Here is a 15,201-nt window from a genome sequence, read left to right as displayed (position 1 = left end):
CTCAGCCGTCCAGACTGGGCTTGTCGAAGTCCGGGAGCAACGCGCAGTTGCGGTCGGTGGTCTCCCGGTATGCGGCGTATGCCGCGGGGTTCTCCCGCCCACCCGCTGCCATCATCGCCTCATATGCCCGCGCCTGCTCGGCGTGCAGGCTCTGCATGGTGCGCAGCCGGTACGCGGCCCTCGCCGACCGTTCGGCCAGCTCCTGCACCGGGCCGAGGTCGCCCGGCCAGTCCCGCGCGCCGTCCATGATCGTGCGCAGCTGCTCGGTAATCCGGTCCTGGCCGTCGGCAAGGCCTGCCAGGGTCGCGGACTGCTCACGCAGGCCGTCCGCCCAGGATTCCCCCACCCCCTGCTCGTCCCGCATGCCACCACGTTACGGCAACCGGAATGATGGAGGCATGCGCTTCGACATCCTCGGGCCACTCGAGGTGCACCGTGCCGACGGCAGCCCGGTGTCCGTCGGCGGGCCCAGGGTGCGCACGCTGCTCACCCTCCTGCTGCTCGAACCCGGCCGGATCGTCGGCACCGAGCGGCTCATCGACGGGTTGTGGGGAGCCCGGCCGCCCAGCGGCGCAGGCAACGCCCTGCAGTCCCAGGTGTCCCGGCTGCGCCAGGCCCTTGGCACGGAGCTGGTGGAGCACCACCCGGCCGGCTACCGGCTCGCGATCGACCCCGAGGACGTGGACACCCACCGGTTCGAGCGGCTGGCGGCCGCGGGCAGGGAAGCGCTTGCGGCGGGTGACCCCGGCACCGCGGCCCGCTCGCTGCGCGAGGCGCTCGGATTGTGGCGGGGCACCCCGCTGGCCGACCTGCCCGAACAGCACGCCGCCGCCAGGCATCTGGACGAACTCCGGCTGGCCGCGACCGAGGACCGGATCGAGGCCGAACTCGCCCTCGGCGAGCACCGCTCCCTCATCCCCGAGCTGCGCGGCCTGATCGGCAGTCACCCGCTGCGCGAGCGGCTACGCGCCCAGCTGATGCGCGCCCTGCATGCCGAGGGCAGGCAGGCCGACGCGCTGGCCGAGTTCGAGGCCGCCCGGCACGCCCTCGCCGAGCAGCTGGGTATCGACCCCTCCGCCGAGCTGGCCGCCGCACACCTCGCCGTGCTACGCGCGGAACCACCCCCGGCCGCACCGCAGGCGAGCCTGCCCGGCCAGCTGACCAGTTTCGTCGGCAGGCAGGACGAGCTGGCCAGGGTCGGCGCACTGCTGCGGGAGCACCGGCTGGTCACCCTGACCGGCCCCGGTGGAGCAGGGAAGACCAGGCTGGCGATCGAGACGGCCCGCCAGCTGCCCGGCGAGGCGGTGCTGGCGGAACTGGCCCCGCTCGCCGAGAGCGGCGACCTGCCGCAGGCCGTGCTGGCCGCGTTCGGCCTGCGCGAAACCGGGCTGCGGCACGTACCGGAACCGCTGGCGCCGGTGGATCGGCTGGTCGCCGCGCTCCGCGAACGCCCGCTGCTGCTGATCCTTGACAACTGCGAGCACCTTGTGGACGCTGCGGCCGGGCTGGCCCAGCGGCTGCTCCGCGCCTGCGGGTCGCTGCGGATCCTGGCCACCAGCAGGGAACCCCTGGACATCCCCGGCGAGACCCTGTGCCCGGTGCCGACCCTGGCCCGGCCACCGGCAGGCAGCACCCCGGTCGAGGCACTGGCCTACCCCGCCGTGCGGCTGTTCACCGAGCGGGCCGCCGCGGTGGCCCCCGGGTTCGGCGTGGACGAACGGAACCTGGCCTCGGTGCTACACATCTGCGAGGCACTGGACGGCCTGCCGCTGGCCATCGAGCTGGCAGCGGCCAGGGTGCGCTCGCTGCCGCTGACCGAGATCGCCGCCCGCCTCGATGACCGGTTCCAGCTGCTGTCCAAGGGGAACCGCACCGCCGAGCACCGGCATCGCACGCTGCGCGCGGTGGTGGCCTGGAGCTGGGATTCGCTGGACGAGGCCGAGCGTGCCCTGGCCCGCAGGTTCACGGTGTTCTCCGGCGGCGCCACGCCGGATTCGATCCGCAGGGTGTGCAGGTCCCCCGGCAGGGAGATCCTGGACCTGCTCTCGGCGCTCACCGAGAAGTCCCTGGTCGAGCTGGGTGGTGACGGCCGGTACCGGATGCTGGAGACGGTCCGTGCCTTCGGCGCTGAGCAGCTGGAGCAGTCCGGGGAGCGGGAAAGCCTGCTGGTCGCCCACCGGGACCACTTCCACGAGCTGGCCACCGCCGCCGAGCACCGGTTGCGTGGTCCCGAGCAGCTCGACTGGCTGCGGCTGCTGTCCGAGGAACACGACAACCTGAACGCCGCCCTGCGCCGCGCCATCGAGACCGAGCCGGTCGTCGCGCTACGGATGCTGGCCGCGCTCACCCCATACTGGTGGATGCGCGGGCTGAAGAGCGAGGGCGCGGCGCTGGCCGCGGATCTGCTCGGCAGACTGGACCAGCACCCGCCGGACGGGCTGGCGGAGGAGTACGTGGTCTGCGTGTCCACCGCGGCGGCGGCCCGCACCCGGCCCGGGGAGTACCAGGCCGAGCTGGCGGTCGTGCTGGACATCCTGCTGGAGCTGCCGCTGCCGCCGCGACAGCCCTTCCTGCTGCTGCTCTGGGGCACGGCCTACGGGGTGCCGAAGGGCGATGACGAGGCCATCACCCGGCTGATGAACCGGCAACGCGAGCTGGCGCCGGATACCTGGTCGCAGGCGCTGAGCGAGCTGGGCTGGGGCCTGACCGAGCTGTACCGGGGGCACCCCGACCGCGCCGAACGCGATCTGGAGTCCGCGGCCGCCGGGTTCCGTTCGGCGGGAGACCGCTGGGGGCTGGCCATGGCGCTGGCCTCGCTGGGCACGATCGTCGGCAGCCGCGGAGATCTGTCCCTGGCGGCGGCACTGCTGGACGAGAGCATCGAGCTGACCGAGTTGCTCGGCGCCACCGAGGACACCGCCGAGTCCCTGTGTGCCCGCGCCGACCTGCGACTGCTCGGCGCCGATCCGGCCGGGGCACGCGCGGACTTCGAGCGCGCCGCCGAGCTGGCGCGGCGCAGCGGGACCAGGGAGACGACCGCCAGCGCCTACCGCGGGCTCGCCGACCTGCACCGGCAGCAGGGCGAGCTCGCCCGCGCGCAGGAGCTCGCCGAGGCCGCCCTGGCCGAATGTCCCTCCGGTTGGTTCACGCCGGACGAGATCCGGACGCAGACCCTGCAGACCCTCGGCTGGATCGCCGAGGCGAGGGGCGAGCCGGACCGGGCGCGGCAGTGGCACCGGCAGGCCCTGGACACCGCGCGCATGCTGGAGAACGTCGCCGGCCTCGCCGACGCGGCGGAGGGCCTGGCGGCGGTGGCGCTGCGGGAAGGAAACCCGCACCGGGCCGCGACACTGCTGGGCCTGGCCACCTCGCTACGCGGCTGCGAGCGGGCGGGGGACGCCGACGTGGCCAGGGTCGCGGCCGGTGCACTGGCCGCGCTCGGCGAGCCGGGCTATGCCGCGGCCTATGCCGAGGGAACGGCGCTGAGCAGGGACGAGGCGATCACCACGCTGGAGGCTGAGCCGTCAGCGCGCGGTGCGTGAGCGGTGCGTGCCCGCACCCACGCTGCCGGGCGTGAATCACATCGCTTCCCGGGCGACGGCACGTGAGTGGATCGGCCTCGCCGTGCTCGTCCTGCCCTGCCTGCTCGTCTCCATGGACCTTTCGGCGCTGTTCCTCGCGCTGCCGTTCCTCAGCGCCGACCTCGAGCCGACCGGCGCGCAGCTGCTGTGGATCATGGACAGCTACGGCTTCCTGCTGGCCGGGCTGCTGGTCACCATGGGCGTCCTCGGCGACCGGATCGGCAGGCGCAGGCTGCTGCTGATCGGCGCGGCCGGCTTCGGCGCGGCCTCGATCCTCGCGGCCTACGCCGACAGTGCCGAGCTGCTCATCCTGGCCCGCGTCCTGCTCGGTATCGGCGGCGCCACCCTGGCGCCCTCCACCCTCTCGCTGATCCGGAACATGTTCCACGACCAGCGGCAGCGCACCCTCGCCATCTCGGTGTGGACGGCGGGCTTCGCGGGCGGCGCGATGCTCGGGCCGGTGCTGGGCGGCCTGCTGCTGGAGCACTTCTGGTGGGGCTCGGTGTTCCTGATCAACGTGCCCGCCATGATGTTGCTGCTGGTGCTCGGGCCGAAGCTGCTGCCAGAGTTCGCCGACCCGGAGCCGGGCCGGTTCGACCTGCTCAGCGCGCTGCTGTCGCTGGCGGCCGTGCTGCCGGTGATCTACGGGGTGAAGCAGCTCGCCGAGCACGGCGCAGGCTGGCGGCCGGTGCTGGCCATCGCCGCGGGGCTGGCGCTCGGCGTGGTGTTCGTGCGCAGGCAGCGGCGCCCGGACCCCATGGTCGACCTGGCGTTGTTCGCGCGCAGGGCGTTCAGTATGTCCCTCGCGGCGAACGTGCTCAGCCTGTTCTGCACGATGGGGTTCAGCCTGTTCTCCGCGCAGTACCTACAGCTGGTGTACGGTATGCGCCCGTTCACCGCCGCCATGTGGTCGCTGCCCGCGCTGGCTGGGATGCTGGCCGGCACCGCGGTCGCGGCGGCTCTGGCCCGGTGGATCCGCCCCGGCTTCGTCGTCGCGGGTGGCCTCGCGGTCGGCTCCGCTGGGTTCCTGCTGCTCACCACCGTGACCGCGGCGGGCGGGCTGGCCACGATCATCCTGGGGGCGGTGGTGCTCACCTGCGGAATCGGCGTGGTCGCCGCCCTGGCCAACGACCTGGTGGTGAGCAGCGCTCCCGCGCAGCGCGCTGGTGCCGCCTCGGCGCTTTCCGAGACCGGTAACGAGTTCGGCGGCGCCCTCGGCATGGCGGTGCTGGGCAGCATCGGGGTGGCGGTCTACCGGTCCACGCTCGCCGGGACGGCACCGCCCGGCCTGCCCGATCAGACGGTGGCGACCGCGGGCGACACCCTCGGCGCGGCCACGGCGGTGGCCGCCAGGCTGCCCGCGGGAACCGGGGACGCCCTGCTGGATGCCGCGCACCATGCCTTCGTGCAGGGCCTGCGGGTGACGGCGCTGATCGGGGCGCTGATCACCGGCGTGGCCGCCGTGCTGGCCGCGGTACTGCTGCGCGAGGTCCGCACCAACGCCGCGGAACGGGTTCCTGGCTAGTCCGTGTTGTTGCAGGCGAGGGCTGATGCAGGCACATTTCCCGGCATTGGCGCGGGGCGGTGTGTGCAGGGTTGCACCTTCCGTAGCGGTATGTGGTCCAGTGGACTTACCTCCCGATCCCTCGCGGAAAGGTCCCTGCTCATGCATTCGTCCTTCATGCCGCCCCGCCAGGTCAAGATCGGTGACGCGGCGGCCTTCGCCGGCACCACGCCACGGGCGATTCGCCACTACCACGAGATCGGCCTGCTCCCCGAGCCTGAGCGGGGCGGTGATGACCGCCGCCGCTACGGCTATGAGGACATGATCCGCCTGCTGTGGATTCGCAAGCTGGCCAACGCAGGGATCGCCCTGGACGACATCCGGGACGCCTTTACCACCGGCATGGCTTCCGCCGGTGCGGACAGCGGGGACGGTATCGCGGGCATCCTGGAGCGGTTGGCGGAAACCCTCGCCGAGCAGGAGGCGGAACTGCGGCGGCAACGGACCGCCGTGCAGCGGATGCGCACCGAAGGCAGCCGGATGGGCCTGCTCTCCGACTTCGTCACCGAACGCCTCAAAAGGCTGCCCGAAGTCTCCCTGCGTCAGGCGGACTTGGACAGTCTGCTGGTCACTGAGCGGATCCTCGGCCCGCTCGGCGCGGCCGTCCAGGCCACCCGCTTCCTCGTCCTGGCCACGCATCCCGCTCTGCGGGCGGATTCCGACCGCATCGATGGCGCCGAGGAGGCACTCGATGACAGCGTCGCCGTCGATGATCCACGGGTGGCTCGAGTGGCCGCCGAGCGGCACGCCTTCGAAAGCGCCCTGCAGGCCGTCATCGAGGAGTCCGGTCTGGGTAAGGACGACGATGCTCTCTTCGAAGCCTGGGACACTTTGCACTCTGCTACCGCCGATGACGGCGAGGACGCGGCCGACCTCAGCTCCGGCAGGCGGGAGGCTGACTCCATGAGCGCGTTTGAGGCCATCGGCAAGATGCCCTACGACTTCTCCCCGGCCCGCCTGCGCTGTATGGAACTGGCCGAAGAGCTATCCGCCCAGGACTCACCCGCTACCTGAAACACGGGCCTGGGGGCGAACGGCGTCGAGCACGCCGTGCACGGCCTGCTCGACCCGCTGGGCGGCCAGGCCGGGGTCCGGCTGGCCGGCGTCCAGCCAGGCGAGCACGGCTTCGAGCGCGACCGTCGGCACCAGCCGTGCCGCCCAGTCCCGCCAGGGTCCCGCCGGAATGGCCTCGGCGAGCTGGCGATCGGTGATCTCGATGGCCGCCGTGCGGAACGTGTCGATCACGTCGCGGAACTCCGGCTCGCGCACCGCATGCCGGAACAGCAACCGGAAACCGTCGGGGTCCTCGGCGGCCGCCCGCAGCAACGTGGGGATGCTGGTCTCGTCGAAGTCGTCGCTGCCGACCGACTCCTCGAGCCGCTGGCAAGCCCGGTCCAGCACGGCCCGGTACAGCTCGCCCTTCGAGGCGAAGTGGCGGTACAGGATCACGTGCGTCACTCCGGCCTCGGCGGCCACCGCGTCCAGGCCGGTGGCCGCGAACCCGGTGCGCGCGAACGCGCGGGTGGCCGCGTCCAGAATCTGCGCCCGCCGTTGCGCGCGCGGCATGCGCCGGGTCGCCGTCATCGCACCTCCACTTGTCTAAGCCGGATTATACAAGTAGGTTTATTTAATCGAACTTATACAAGTAAGGTGAAACATATGGACCGGATCCACACCGCGACCGGCGACGAGGCGTGGCAGGTCACCGGCCACGCACAGGTACGACGTCTGCTGAACGACCAACGGCTCGGCCGCTCCCACCCGAACCCGGACGCGGCGGCCCGCACCGGCGAGTCCGCCCTGTTCGGTGGCCCGATGGGGGACTTCGACACCGAGCAGGCCGACCACGCCCGGATGCGTGCGCTACTGCAACCGCACTTCACCGCCAAGCACATGCACGCCCTGCGCCCCAGGGTCGAGGCGCTGACCACCCGGCTGCTGGACGACCTTGCCGCCCGGGGGACGGCGGCCGACCTGCACGCCGCGGTGGCCCTGCCGCTGCCCATCCTGGTGATCTGCGAGTTACTCGGCGTGCCCTACGCCGACCGGGAGTCGTTCCGCGCCTGGACCGAGGCCGCGGGCGACACGCGCGATCGGGCTCGTTCCGAGCAGGGCCTGGCCGAGCTGCTCGGCTACGGCAGGAGGCTGGTCGCGGCCAAGCGGCGGGATCCGGCCGACGACGTGATCTCCCGGCTGTGCGCCGAGGACGGGGTGACCGACGAGGAGGCGGCCATGCTGTCCATGGCGCTGCTGTTCGCGGGCCACGAGACCACGGTGACGCAGATCGGCCTCGGCACGCTGCTGTTGCTGACCAACCGCGAGCAGTGGCAGGCCCTCGTCGAGCGGCCGGAACTCGTCCCGAGCGCGGTGGAGGAGATCCTGCGGGCACCGGCAAGGCCCGGCGGCGGGATCCCCCGGTACGCCCGCACCGACCTGGAAATCGACGGGGTCACCGTCCGGGCGGGGGACCTGGTGTTGCTGGACACCGATGCCGCCAACCACGACCCTGAATTCTTCCCCGAGCCGGAACGGGCGGACCTCACCCGCCAGTCCACGGCGCATCTGACCTTCGGGCACGGCGCCCGCTACTGCATCGGCGCGCCGCTGGCCCGGATCGAGTTGCAGGCGGTGTTCGCCCAGCTCTCCGCGCGGTTCCCGGGGTTGCGCCTGGCCGTGGAGCCTGGGGACATCCGCTGGCGTACGGGAACGCTGACCGGAGGGCCGGCCGAGCTGCCAGTGACCTGGTGAGCGCTACGCTGCCAGCCGTGCGTCGAGTCGTCGTCATCGGTGGCGGGATCATCGGGCTGGCCGTGGCCCACGAGCTGACCGGCCGTGGCTTGCGGGTCACCGTGCTGGAGAAGGAGAACCACTGGGCCGCCCACCAGACCGGGCACAACTCCAACGTCGTGCACGCCGGTCTGTACTACAAGCCGGGCTCGTTCAAGGCCAGGATGTCGGTGGCTGGCAACGCCTCGATCGTCGAGTTCGCCCGCGCGCACGGGGTGCCGGTCGAGGTCTGCGGGAAGCTGGTGGTGGCCACCTCGGCCGCCGAGCTGCCCGCGTTGCGGGTGCTCGCCGAGCGGGCCGAGGCCAACGGGGTTCCGGCGAAGACCATCACCGCCGCCGAGGCGCAAGAGTACGAGCCCGAGGTGGCCTGCGTCGGCGCGCTGCGGGTGGAGTCCACCGGGATCATCGACTTTCCCGGGGTCTGCGCGGCACTCGTCCGGCTGCTCGAAAAGGCAGGCGCCGACCTGCGGCCGGGCACGCCCGCGCTGGGCATCCGGCCCGGCTCCACCGGTGGGGTCGAGATCGCCACCGGCCACGAGGTGCTGCGCGCGGACGCGCTGGTCAACTGCGCGGGCCTGCAGTCCGACCGGGTGGCGCGGCTGGCCGGGCTCACCCCGCGGGCGAGGATCGTGCCCTTCCGCGGCGAGTACTACGAGCTGCGCCCGGAGCGCAGGCACCTGGTGCGCGGGCTGATCTACCCGGTGCCCGACCCTTCCCTGCCCTTCCTCGGGGTGCACCTGACCCGGATGCTGGACGGCAGCGTGCACGCGGGCCCGAACGCCGTACTCGCGCTGCGCCGGGAGGGCTACCGCTGGGCCGACGTCTCCGCGAGGGACCTCGCCGAGGTCGCGGGCTTCCCCGGTGCGTGGAAGCTGGCGCGGAGGTACGCGTTCCCGACCGGGCTGGACGAGGTGCGCCGCTCGTTCTCGAAACGGCGGTTCGCGGCCAGCCTGGCCCGCCTGGTGCCCGCGGTGCGTCCAGAGGACATCGTGCGGCACGGCTCCGGGGTGCGGGCGCAGGCGCTGCTGCCGGACGGCTCGCTGGTGGACGACTTCCTGATCGAGACCGCGCCGAACCAGGTCCACGTGCTGAACGCGCCCTCACCGGCGGCGACCAGCGCATTGGAGATCGCCCGCCACGTGGCCGACCAGGTGTGAACGCCTTCCGGCTAGCGGGGGAGGCGGGAGGCGACCAGGGGGGCGGCGGCCTTGGGCAGTTCGCAGGCCTGCTCCGGGGTGCCGGAGTTGCCGCCGGTGATCACCACGAAGGCGAAGTCGTCCAGCTTGACCGCCAGGTTGCAGATGCTCGGGCCGAAGGTGCTCTCGTAGCGACCCCACCGCAGCCCGCCGAACTCCAGCACCTCCGCAGGCGCCTTGCTGGCGAAGTACTCCTCGATCGCAAGGTCCTCGCTGAGGCCGACGCCGAGCGGGTCGAAGGCGGCGTCCGGGTCGGCGGGCTTCCACTGACAGAATGGCGGCACCAGCTGGTCCTTGTTGCCCTCGGTGAACTCCGGTTCCGGGGCGAGGCCGAGCTTGTTCGCGTCCGCGGGGGTCAGCAGGGCGCAGGGATCGGGCCCCTGCGGCTGGGTGCTGCCCGGTGCCTCGGTCACCGGCACCGGCTGGGCGGTGCCGGTGACCGTGCCGGCACAGGAGGTGAGCAGCGCGGCCGCCGCCAGCAACGCGCCGCAGATCCCCCCGTTCCGCATCTCAGGAACCGTTTCCCACCGGGGCGAGCAGCTCACGGCCGCCGAGGAAGGGGCGCAGCGCCTCGGGCACCCGGACCGAGCCGTCCTCCTGCTGGTGGTTCTCCAGGATGGCCACGATCCAGCGCGTGGTGGCCAGGGTGCCGTTCAGCGTGGCCGCCGCCTGCGGCCTGCCGTTCTCGTCCCGGTACCGGATGCCCAGCCTGCGGGCCTGGAAGGTGGTGCAGTTCGAGGTCGAGGTGAGTTCCCGGTAGGCCTGCTGGGTGGGGATCCACGCCTCGCAGTCGTACTTGCGGGCCGCCGAGGTACCCAGGTCACCAGCCGCGGTGTCGATCACCCGGTACGGCACCTCGATCTTGCCCAGCATCTGCTCCTCCCAGCCGAGCAGCCGCTCGTGCTCGGCCTCGGCCTCCTCGGGGCGGCAGTAGCTGAACATCTCGACCTTGTCGAACTGGTGCACCCGGATGATGCCCCTGGTGTCCTTGCCGTACGAGCCTGCCTCCCGGCGGAAGCAGGAGGACCAGCCCGCGTACCGCAGCGGCCCCGCGGAAAGGTCCAGGATCTCCTCGGCGTGGTAGCCGGCCAGCGAGACCTCCGAGGTGCCGACCAGGTACAGGTCGTCGTCCCGCAGCCGGTAGACCTCGGAGTCGTGCGCACCGAGGAAGCCGGTGCCGGACATGATCTCCGGCCGCACCAGCACCGGTGTGATCATCAGGGTGAAGCCGTACTCCGCGGCCTGCGCGGCGGCCAGGTTCAGCAGCGCGAGCTGGAGCTGGGCACCGACACCGGTGAGAAAGTAGAAGCGCGCCCCGGAGACCTTCGCGCCGCGCTCCATGTCCAGCGCGCCGATGCCCTCGCCCAGTTCGAGGTGGTCCCGGGGGGTGAAGGTGAACTCGGCCGGGGTGCCGACGTGCTTGAGCACGGTGTAGTCGTCCTCGCCACCCGCCGGGGCCGCGGGGTGCACCAGGTTGGGCAACAGCCGGTGCAGCTCGTCGAACTCGGCCTCGGCCTGCCCCTGCTCGGCCTCGGCGGCCTTGACCTGCGCAGCCAGCTCCTTGCCCTTGGCCAGCAGGGCATCCCGCTCCTCCCCCTGCGCCTTGCCGATCTGCTTACCCAGCTGCTTCTGCTCGGCACGCAGGTTGTCGGCGGAGGCGATCGCGGACCTGCGCCGGGAGTCGAGGGTCAGCAGCTTGTCCACCACACCCTCGTCCTCGCCACGCGCGCGCTGCGAGGCGCGCACGGCATCGGGGTCTTCGCGCAGCGTCCTGGGGTCAATCACGCCTGGAGAGGGTAGTCGTGAACTCCGCGACCACCCGCGCCAGGTGCTCGCCAGCGTCCTCCTGGATGAAGTGGCCCGCGTCCTGGATGGTCGGGTGGTTGCGCCCGGAAGCCCCTGGCACGGCGGTGCGCAGGCGCTCCGCCATCCCGCCGGTGATCGGGTCGCTGTCGCCGAAGGCGCACAGGAACGGGATGTCCAGTGTGGACAACTTGGTCCAGGCCGCCCGGTTGGCCTCGGTGGCCGGATCGTCCGGCTGGGTGGGCACGATACTCGGCATGGCCCGCGGGGCCGCCTTGTACATCTCGTTCGGGAACGGGGCGTCGTAGGCGGCCTGGACCTCCTCGCTCAGCGTGCTCTGGCTGCCGGCCTGCACGAGCCTGCCGATGTCGAAGACCTGCGCGTTCTCCACCATCTCGCGGAAGGCCCACCACGCCTTCGGCATGCCCTCGTCCCCGGTGGGCAGGCCGGTGTTCGAGGCGACCACCCCGGCGAAGCGGTCCGGGTGCTCGGCGACCAGCCGCAGCCCGATCAGGCCGCCCCAGTCCTGCCCGAACAGCACGACGTCCCGCAGGTCGAGCGCGTCGAAGGCGAGCGCGCGCATCCATTCGACATGCTTGGCGTAGGTGTGGTCGACCATCTCCGCCGGTTTGTCGGAGCGGCCGAAGCCGACCAGGTCCGGGGCGATCGCCCGCAACCCCGCGTCGGCCAGCACCGGCAGCATCTTGCGGTACAGGAACGACCACGTGGGCTCCCCGTGCAGCAGCAGGACGGGTTGGCCGTCCGCGGGGCCTGCCTCGACGTAGGCGATGCGGAGCAGGCCACCGTCGGGGTCGGGGATGTCCACGTAGTGTGGCTCGTGGTCGAAATCGGGCAGGTCGGTGAACCGGTCGTCCGGCGTCCTCAGTAGGCGCACGGCTTCACGCTAATAGTCAGCTCACCGCGACCGCTACCACGAGGCCGAGCGCGAGGTGCGCCGCGGCGACCACGAAGCTGGCCGGGGCGTAGGTCTCGCTCTCGATGGTGGAGCGGACGTCGATCCTGGTCGCCCACTCCAGCACCCGCACCGCGAGTACCTGCCCGACGATCCCGACCAGGCCGAACACCAGCGAGGTGATCAGGCCCTCGGTGAGGTCGCTGGAGGAGGTGAAAATCGCCACCACGATGATGAACGCCATGGACAGCATCCCGGAGGCGGTGACGATCACCGCGTTCGGCAGTCCCCTGCGCACCAGCTCGGAGAGCTTGCCGGGGGTGGTGAGGTCGATGGCGTAGAAGCCGACGAGCATCAGCAGCAGCCCGACGACGGCGTACAGCAGGATGGCCCCGATCCCCCTGGCGAGGTCGGAGCCGAAGGTCTCGGCGAGGGCGATATGCGTCACGGGTCACTCCCCGGTGTCGTGGTCATTTCTGGTCCGGTCGATGGAGTCGCGCCCGAATTCTGCCGCCTCACCCGAACGGCTCACGACTCGGGGATGCGGTGCGGGACGAACGCGGCCCCGTCGTCGGTCACCAGCCCCGCCGTCTCCCGCAGGCCGAGGCCGGCCGCGTTGTCCCCGACGATCCACGCGCCCAGCGCGGGCCGGTAGCCGTCGAACTCGGGCAGCGGGTCGAATGCCTGGTAGACGAAGCCCTCCTCGCCGTAGACCCCGCCGGTCTGGGTCTCGTACCCGGTGGCCACGATCTGCACGTTGGAGCCCTCCCTGCCGAGCTTGGGCTTGCGCACGTACTCGGTGAGCAGCCCGGGGTCGTCGAGGAAGGCGGGCAGCAGGTTCGGGTGGCCGGGGTAGTTCTCCCAGAGGATCGCCAGGATCGCCTTGTTGGAAAGCAGCATCTTCCACAGCGGCTCGATCCAGAGCGTGCGCGGCAGCGACTCGGCGGCGTAGCGGCCGAACTCCTCGTCCACCACCCACTCCCAGGGGTACAGCTTCACCACCGTGTTGATCGGCGCCTCCTCGAGGTCGACGAACCGCTTCAGCAGCGGGTCCCAGCCGATCTCCTCGATCGCCAGCCCCACGGTGTCCAGCCCGGCCTCGGCCGCGGTCTCCTGCAGGTAGGCGGTGGTGACGTGGTCCTCCCCGGTGGGGTCGGCGGTGGACCAGGTGAAATGCAGCTCGTTCGAGGGCAGCAGCCCGCCGATCTCGGCCCATCGCTCGACCAGCCGCTCGTGGATGGAGTTCCACTGGTCGTCATCGGGGTAGGCGTCGGTCTTCCAGTGCCACTGCACCACCGAGGCCTCCAGCAGGGAGGTGGGGGTGTCGGCGTTGTACTCCAGCAGCTTGGCCGGGCTCTTGCCGTCGTAGCGCAGGTCGAACCGGCCGTAGACATGCGGGTCGCGGCGCTTCCAGGACTCCGCGATGTACGGCCACAGCCACTCCGGGATACCGAAGTCGCGGTAACGCTCGGTGAGCACGATGTTGTCCACCGCTTCCAGGCACATCGAGTGCAGCAGCTCGACATCGGCCTCGACGGACAGCACCTCGTCCATCTCCAGCACGTAGTGCACCGACTCGTCCCAGTACGGCCGCGACTTGCCTGCGCCGTCCCTTGCGGGCAGGCCGAACACCAGCCCCTGTTCCTCGGTGATCCGTTTCCAGTCCGGCCGTGGCGGCCGGGTCTCCCGGTGCACCTACGAGCCCCCGCTCTTGCCGAACCCGCCGGTCTTGCCACTGATGCCGAAGCCACCGCGCTGCACGGTCTTGCCGGACTTGGTGTTGATGCTGGCGTTCGACGGCTTCTGGAAGCTGCCGCCGGAGACCTGCTGGCCGACCCGCCCGGTACCGCCGTAGTTGTACCGGTACTGGCCGCCACCGATCCCGCCGGGGATGAAGATGAAGCCACCGCTGTGGTAGCCGCCGTGGTTGGCGGCGTAGTCGTCGTCGCAGTAACGGTCGTCCACCACGGTGCCGTCCGCGTCGGTGCAGACCGCGGTGACCTCCCTGGTCTGCGCGACGGCGTAGTAGGTGGCGATCAGCCCGACCAGGCCCACCGTCACCCCGCTGCCGATCAGCACCTTGCGCCGGGTCTCGGCCTTACGCTCGGCCTGCTCGGCAGCCTGCTGCTCGGCTGCCTCCCGTTCCTTCTCCTCCAGCAACGCCTTACGCCGGGCACGCTGCTCGGCAAGCGAGGGTTCCCGGGGGGTGGTGTTCTCCGCGTCCTGGTGACGCATGGAGCCACGCGGGCGTGGCTCCTCCTCGGGCGTGTTGTCTTCCGTCATCGAGCACTCCGTAACCGGTGGGCACCGCTGCCGCCTAGGCTATCCACACCGTGGGAGAGCCAGCGGAGCACGGCGCAGGCATTATGGAATTGATGCCCAAGGAGCCCGAGCGGTTCCGTCGCTCCGGACGGACCCTGCGCACCCAGCTGCTGATGGTCGGCGCGGCCATCGGCGCGATCGGTGCACTCTCGCTGAGCTGGGCGTTCTCCTGGGGAATGAGCTCGGTGGACGCCGAGGTGGCCGCCCGGCTGGCCGCCAAGGAGGCGGCCTTCCACTCCCCGCCGGGAAGCTGCCTGAACTGGACCCAGCCGGACGCCTCGGACGCGCACAAGGTGCCCTGTGAGCAGCCCCACCTGTTCGAGGTCATCGGTGTGGTGGACATCTCCGACCAGTACCCGCCCGGGGCGCCCTCCCCCGACCTGCAGCTGTGGCGGCAGATCGCGCAGGAGCGCTGCGGCGAGAGTGCGCAGACGTACCTGAACAAGCCACTCGACCCGTACGGGAAGCTGACCCTGGGGGTGCTGCGCCCGCCCGAGCAGCAGTGGGCCGATGGTGCCCGCGAGCTGCGCTGCGGGTTGCAGTGGGCGGGCCCAGGCGGCTCGCTGCAACCGCTGACCGGGCCCGCGGTCGAGCAGGACCAGTCCAACGTGTGGCCGGTGGGTACCTGCCTCGGGCTGAACGGGAAGACCGTGGGCGACCCGGTGGACTGTGCCCGTCCGCACTCCTACGAGATCGTCGCGGTGCTCGACCTGACGGACGAGTTCACCGAGGGCTACCCCGCCCAGGAGGACCAGAAGGCCTGGCTGGACCTGGAGTGCAACAAGGCACTCGAGGAGTACTCCGGCGGGGCGAACCTGGACGAGCAGGGCCTGCTGCTCGGCTGGGACCTGCGCGAGCAGGAGAGCTGGGACGCGGGTTCGACCAAGGTGAACTGCAAGGTCGGCGCGACCCTCGAGGACGGTAGCGGGCTGGCTCCGGTACGCGGCAGCATCAACCCCGCCGAGAAGTCCGCCGCCCAGTCCACCGCGCCGGCCGAGTCCTCGGCGCCGGCCGGCGCGGAAACGGGCGGGTAGC

At 71.5% G+C, this 15,201-nt stretch carries 13 protein-coding genes and 1 pseudogene; 6 read left to right on the top strand and 8 right to left on the bottom strand.

The annotated features are described in order from the left end of the window. Window position 1: 1 nt before the first annotated feature. Window positions 2-364 (bottom strand): hypothetical protein, encoded by a 363-nt coding sequence (locus tag KOI47_RS01220; protein WP_216212890.1) that lies wholly within the window; start codon window positions 362-364, stop codon window positions 2-4. 34 nt (window positions 365-398) lie between these two features. On the opposite strand from KOI47_RS01220, the gene KOI47_RS01215 reads away from it, so the two are divergent. The 3 genes from KOI47_RS01215 (at window position 399) to KOI47_RS01205 (ending at window position 6,159) form a co-directional block, all read left to right on the top strand. Then, window positions 399-3,542, top strand: coding sequence for a BTAD domain-containing putative transcriptional regulator (locus tag KOI47_RS01215; RefSeq protein ID WP_216212888.1), 3,144 nt, complete (start codon window positions 399-401; stop codon window positions 3,540-3,542). 31 nt (window positions 3,543-3,573) lie between these two features. Further along, window positions 3,574-5,106, top strand: coding sequence for an MFS transporter (locus KOI47_RS01210; protein ID WP_232376479.1), 1,533 nt, complete (start codon window positions 3,574-3,576; stop codon window positions 5,104-5,106). A 141-nt stretch (window positions 5,107-5,247) separates the two neighbouring features. Next, a complete protein-coding gene (locus tag KOI47_RS01205; protein WP_216212885.1) occupies window positions 5,248-6,159 on the top strand; it encodes a MerR family transcriptional regulator in 912 nt (303 codons plus the stop codon). On the opposite strand, the gene KOI47_RS01200 is transcribed toward KOI47_RS01205, so the two are convergent. Further along, on the bottom strand, window positions 6,145-6,729 hold the full coding sequence (locus tag KOI47_RS01200; RefSeq protein ID WP_216212882.1) for a TetR/AcrR family transcriptional regulator: 585 nt from the start codon (window positions 6,727-6,729) through the stop codon (window positions 6,145-6,147). The two genes, KOI47_RS01205 and KOI47_RS01200, sit on opposite strands and share 15 nt — an antisense overlap. Before the next feature lie 75 nt (window positions 6,730-6,804). Between KOI47_RS01200 and KOI47_RS01195 the strand changes: the two are divergent. Together KOI47_RS01195 and lhgO are read left to right on the top strand one after the other, a co-directional pair. Then, window positions 6,805-7,788: pseudogene (locus KOI47_RS01195) on the top strand (cytochrome P450); the annotation flags it as partial. Beyond that, window positions 7,734-9,089 carry an L-2-hydroxyglutarate oxidase gene (gene lhgO, locus KOI47_RS01190; RefSeq protein WP_332461479.1) on the top strand — a complete coding sequence of 452 codons (1,356 nt, stop codon included), beginning with the start codon at window positions 7,734-7,736 and terminating at the stop codon, window positions 9,087-9,089. The pseudogene KOI47_RS01195 and the gene lhgO, both read left to right, overlap by 55 nt. A gap of 11 nt (window positions 9,090-9,100) precedes the next feature. Here lhgO and KOI47_RS01185 read toward each other — a convergent pair whose 3' ends face one another. The 6 genes from KOI47_RS01185 to KOI47_RS01160 all read right to left on the bottom strand — a co-directional run bounded on the left by KOI47_RS01185 (window position 9,101) and on the right by KOI47_RS01160 (window position 14,127). Further along, window positions 9,101-9,637, bottom strand: coding sequence for a DUF3558 family protein (locus KOI47_RS01185; RefSeq protein WP_216212871.1), 537 nt, complete (start codon window positions 9,635-9,637; stop codon window positions 9,101-9,103). A gap of 1 nt (window position 9,638) precedes the next feature. Continuing rightward, window positions 9,639-10,913 carry a serine--tRNA ligase gene (gene serS / locus KOI47_RS01180; protein WP_216212870.1) on the bottom strand — a complete coding sequence of 425 codons (1,275 nt, stop codon included), beginning with the start codon at window positions 10,911-10,913 and terminating at the stop codon, window positions 9,639-9,641. Then, window positions 10,906-11,826, bottom strand: coding sequence for a haloalkane dehalogenase (locus tag KOI47_RS01175; protein ID WP_216212867.1), 921 nt, complete (start codon window positions 11,824-11,826; stop codon window positions 10,906-10,908). The genes serS and KOI47_RS01175 overlap by 8 nt, the downstream gene beginning before the upstream one ends. Window positions 11,827-11,842: 16 nt before the next feature. Then, a complete protein-coding gene (locus KOI47_RS01170) occupies window positions 11,843-12,292 on the bottom strand; it encodes a DUF350 domain-containing protein (RefSeq protein ID WP_216212864.1) in 450 nt (149 codons plus the stop codon). 80 nt (window positions 12,293-12,372) lie between these two features. After that, on the bottom strand, window positions 12,373-13,539 hold the full coding sequence (locus tag KOI47_RS01165; protein ID WP_216212862.1) for a glutathionylspermidine synthase family protein: 1,167 nt from the start codon (window positions 13,537-13,539) through the stop codon (window positions 12,373-12,375). Further along, window positions 13,540-14,127: a hypothetical protein gene (locus tag KOI47_RS01160; protein ID WP_216212860.1), complete on the bottom strand. Its 588-nt coding sequence runs from the start codon at window positions 14,125-14,127 to the stop codon at window positions 13,540-13,542. 92 nt (window positions 14,128-14,219) lie between these two features. On the opposite strand from KOI47_RS01160, the gene KOI47_RS01155 reads away from it, so the two are divergent. Then, on the top strand, window positions 14,220-15,200 hold the full coding sequence (locus KOI47_RS01155) for a septum formation family protein (protein WP_216212858.1): 981 nt from the start codon (window positions 14,220-14,222) through the stop codon (window positions 15,198-15,200). Window position 15,201: the final 1 nt, after the last annotated feature.

Source organism: Amycolatopsis aidingensis, from assembly GCF_018885265.1.
GTDB lineage: Bacteria > Actinomycetota > Actinomycetes > Mycobacteriales > Pseudonocardiaceae > Amycolatopsis > Amycolatopsis aidingensis.
Note: the sequence above shows the minus strand (reverse complement) of the source record. Positions and strands in the feature narration are given on the sequence as shown.

Excerpts from the sequence above, each read along its gene's own strand:
- KOI47_RS01200 (WP_216212882.1), bottom strand. The coding sequence starts at position 6,729 with ATGACGGCGACCCGGCGCATGCCGCGCGCGCAACGGCGGGCGCAGATT.
- KOI47_RS01185 (WP_216212871.1), bottom strand. The coding sequence starts at position 9,637 with ATGCGGAACGGGGGGATCTGCGGCGCGTTGCTGGCGGCGGCCGCGCTG.
- KOI47_RS01215 (WP_216212888.1), top strand. The coding sequence starts at position 399 with ATGCGCTTCGACATCCTCGGGCCACTCGAGGTGCACCGTGCCGACGGC.
- KOI47_RS01220 (WP_216212890.1), bottom strand. The coding sequence starts at position 364 with ATGCGGGACGAGCAGGGGGTGGGGGAATCCTGGGCGGACGGCCTGCGT.
- KOI47_RS01160 (WP_216212860.1), bottom strand. The coding sequence starts at position 14,127 with ATGACGGAAGACAACACGCCCGAGGAGGAGCCACGCCCGCGTGGCTCC.
- KOI47_RS01155 (WP_216212858.1), top strand. The coding sequence starts at position 14,220 with ATGCCCAAGGAGCCCGAGCGGTTCCGTCGCTCCGGACGGACCCTGCGC.
- KOI47_RS01205 (WP_216212885.1), top strand. The coding sequence starts at position 5,248 with ATGCATTCGTCCTTCATGCCGCCCCGCCAGGTCAAGATCGGTGACGCG.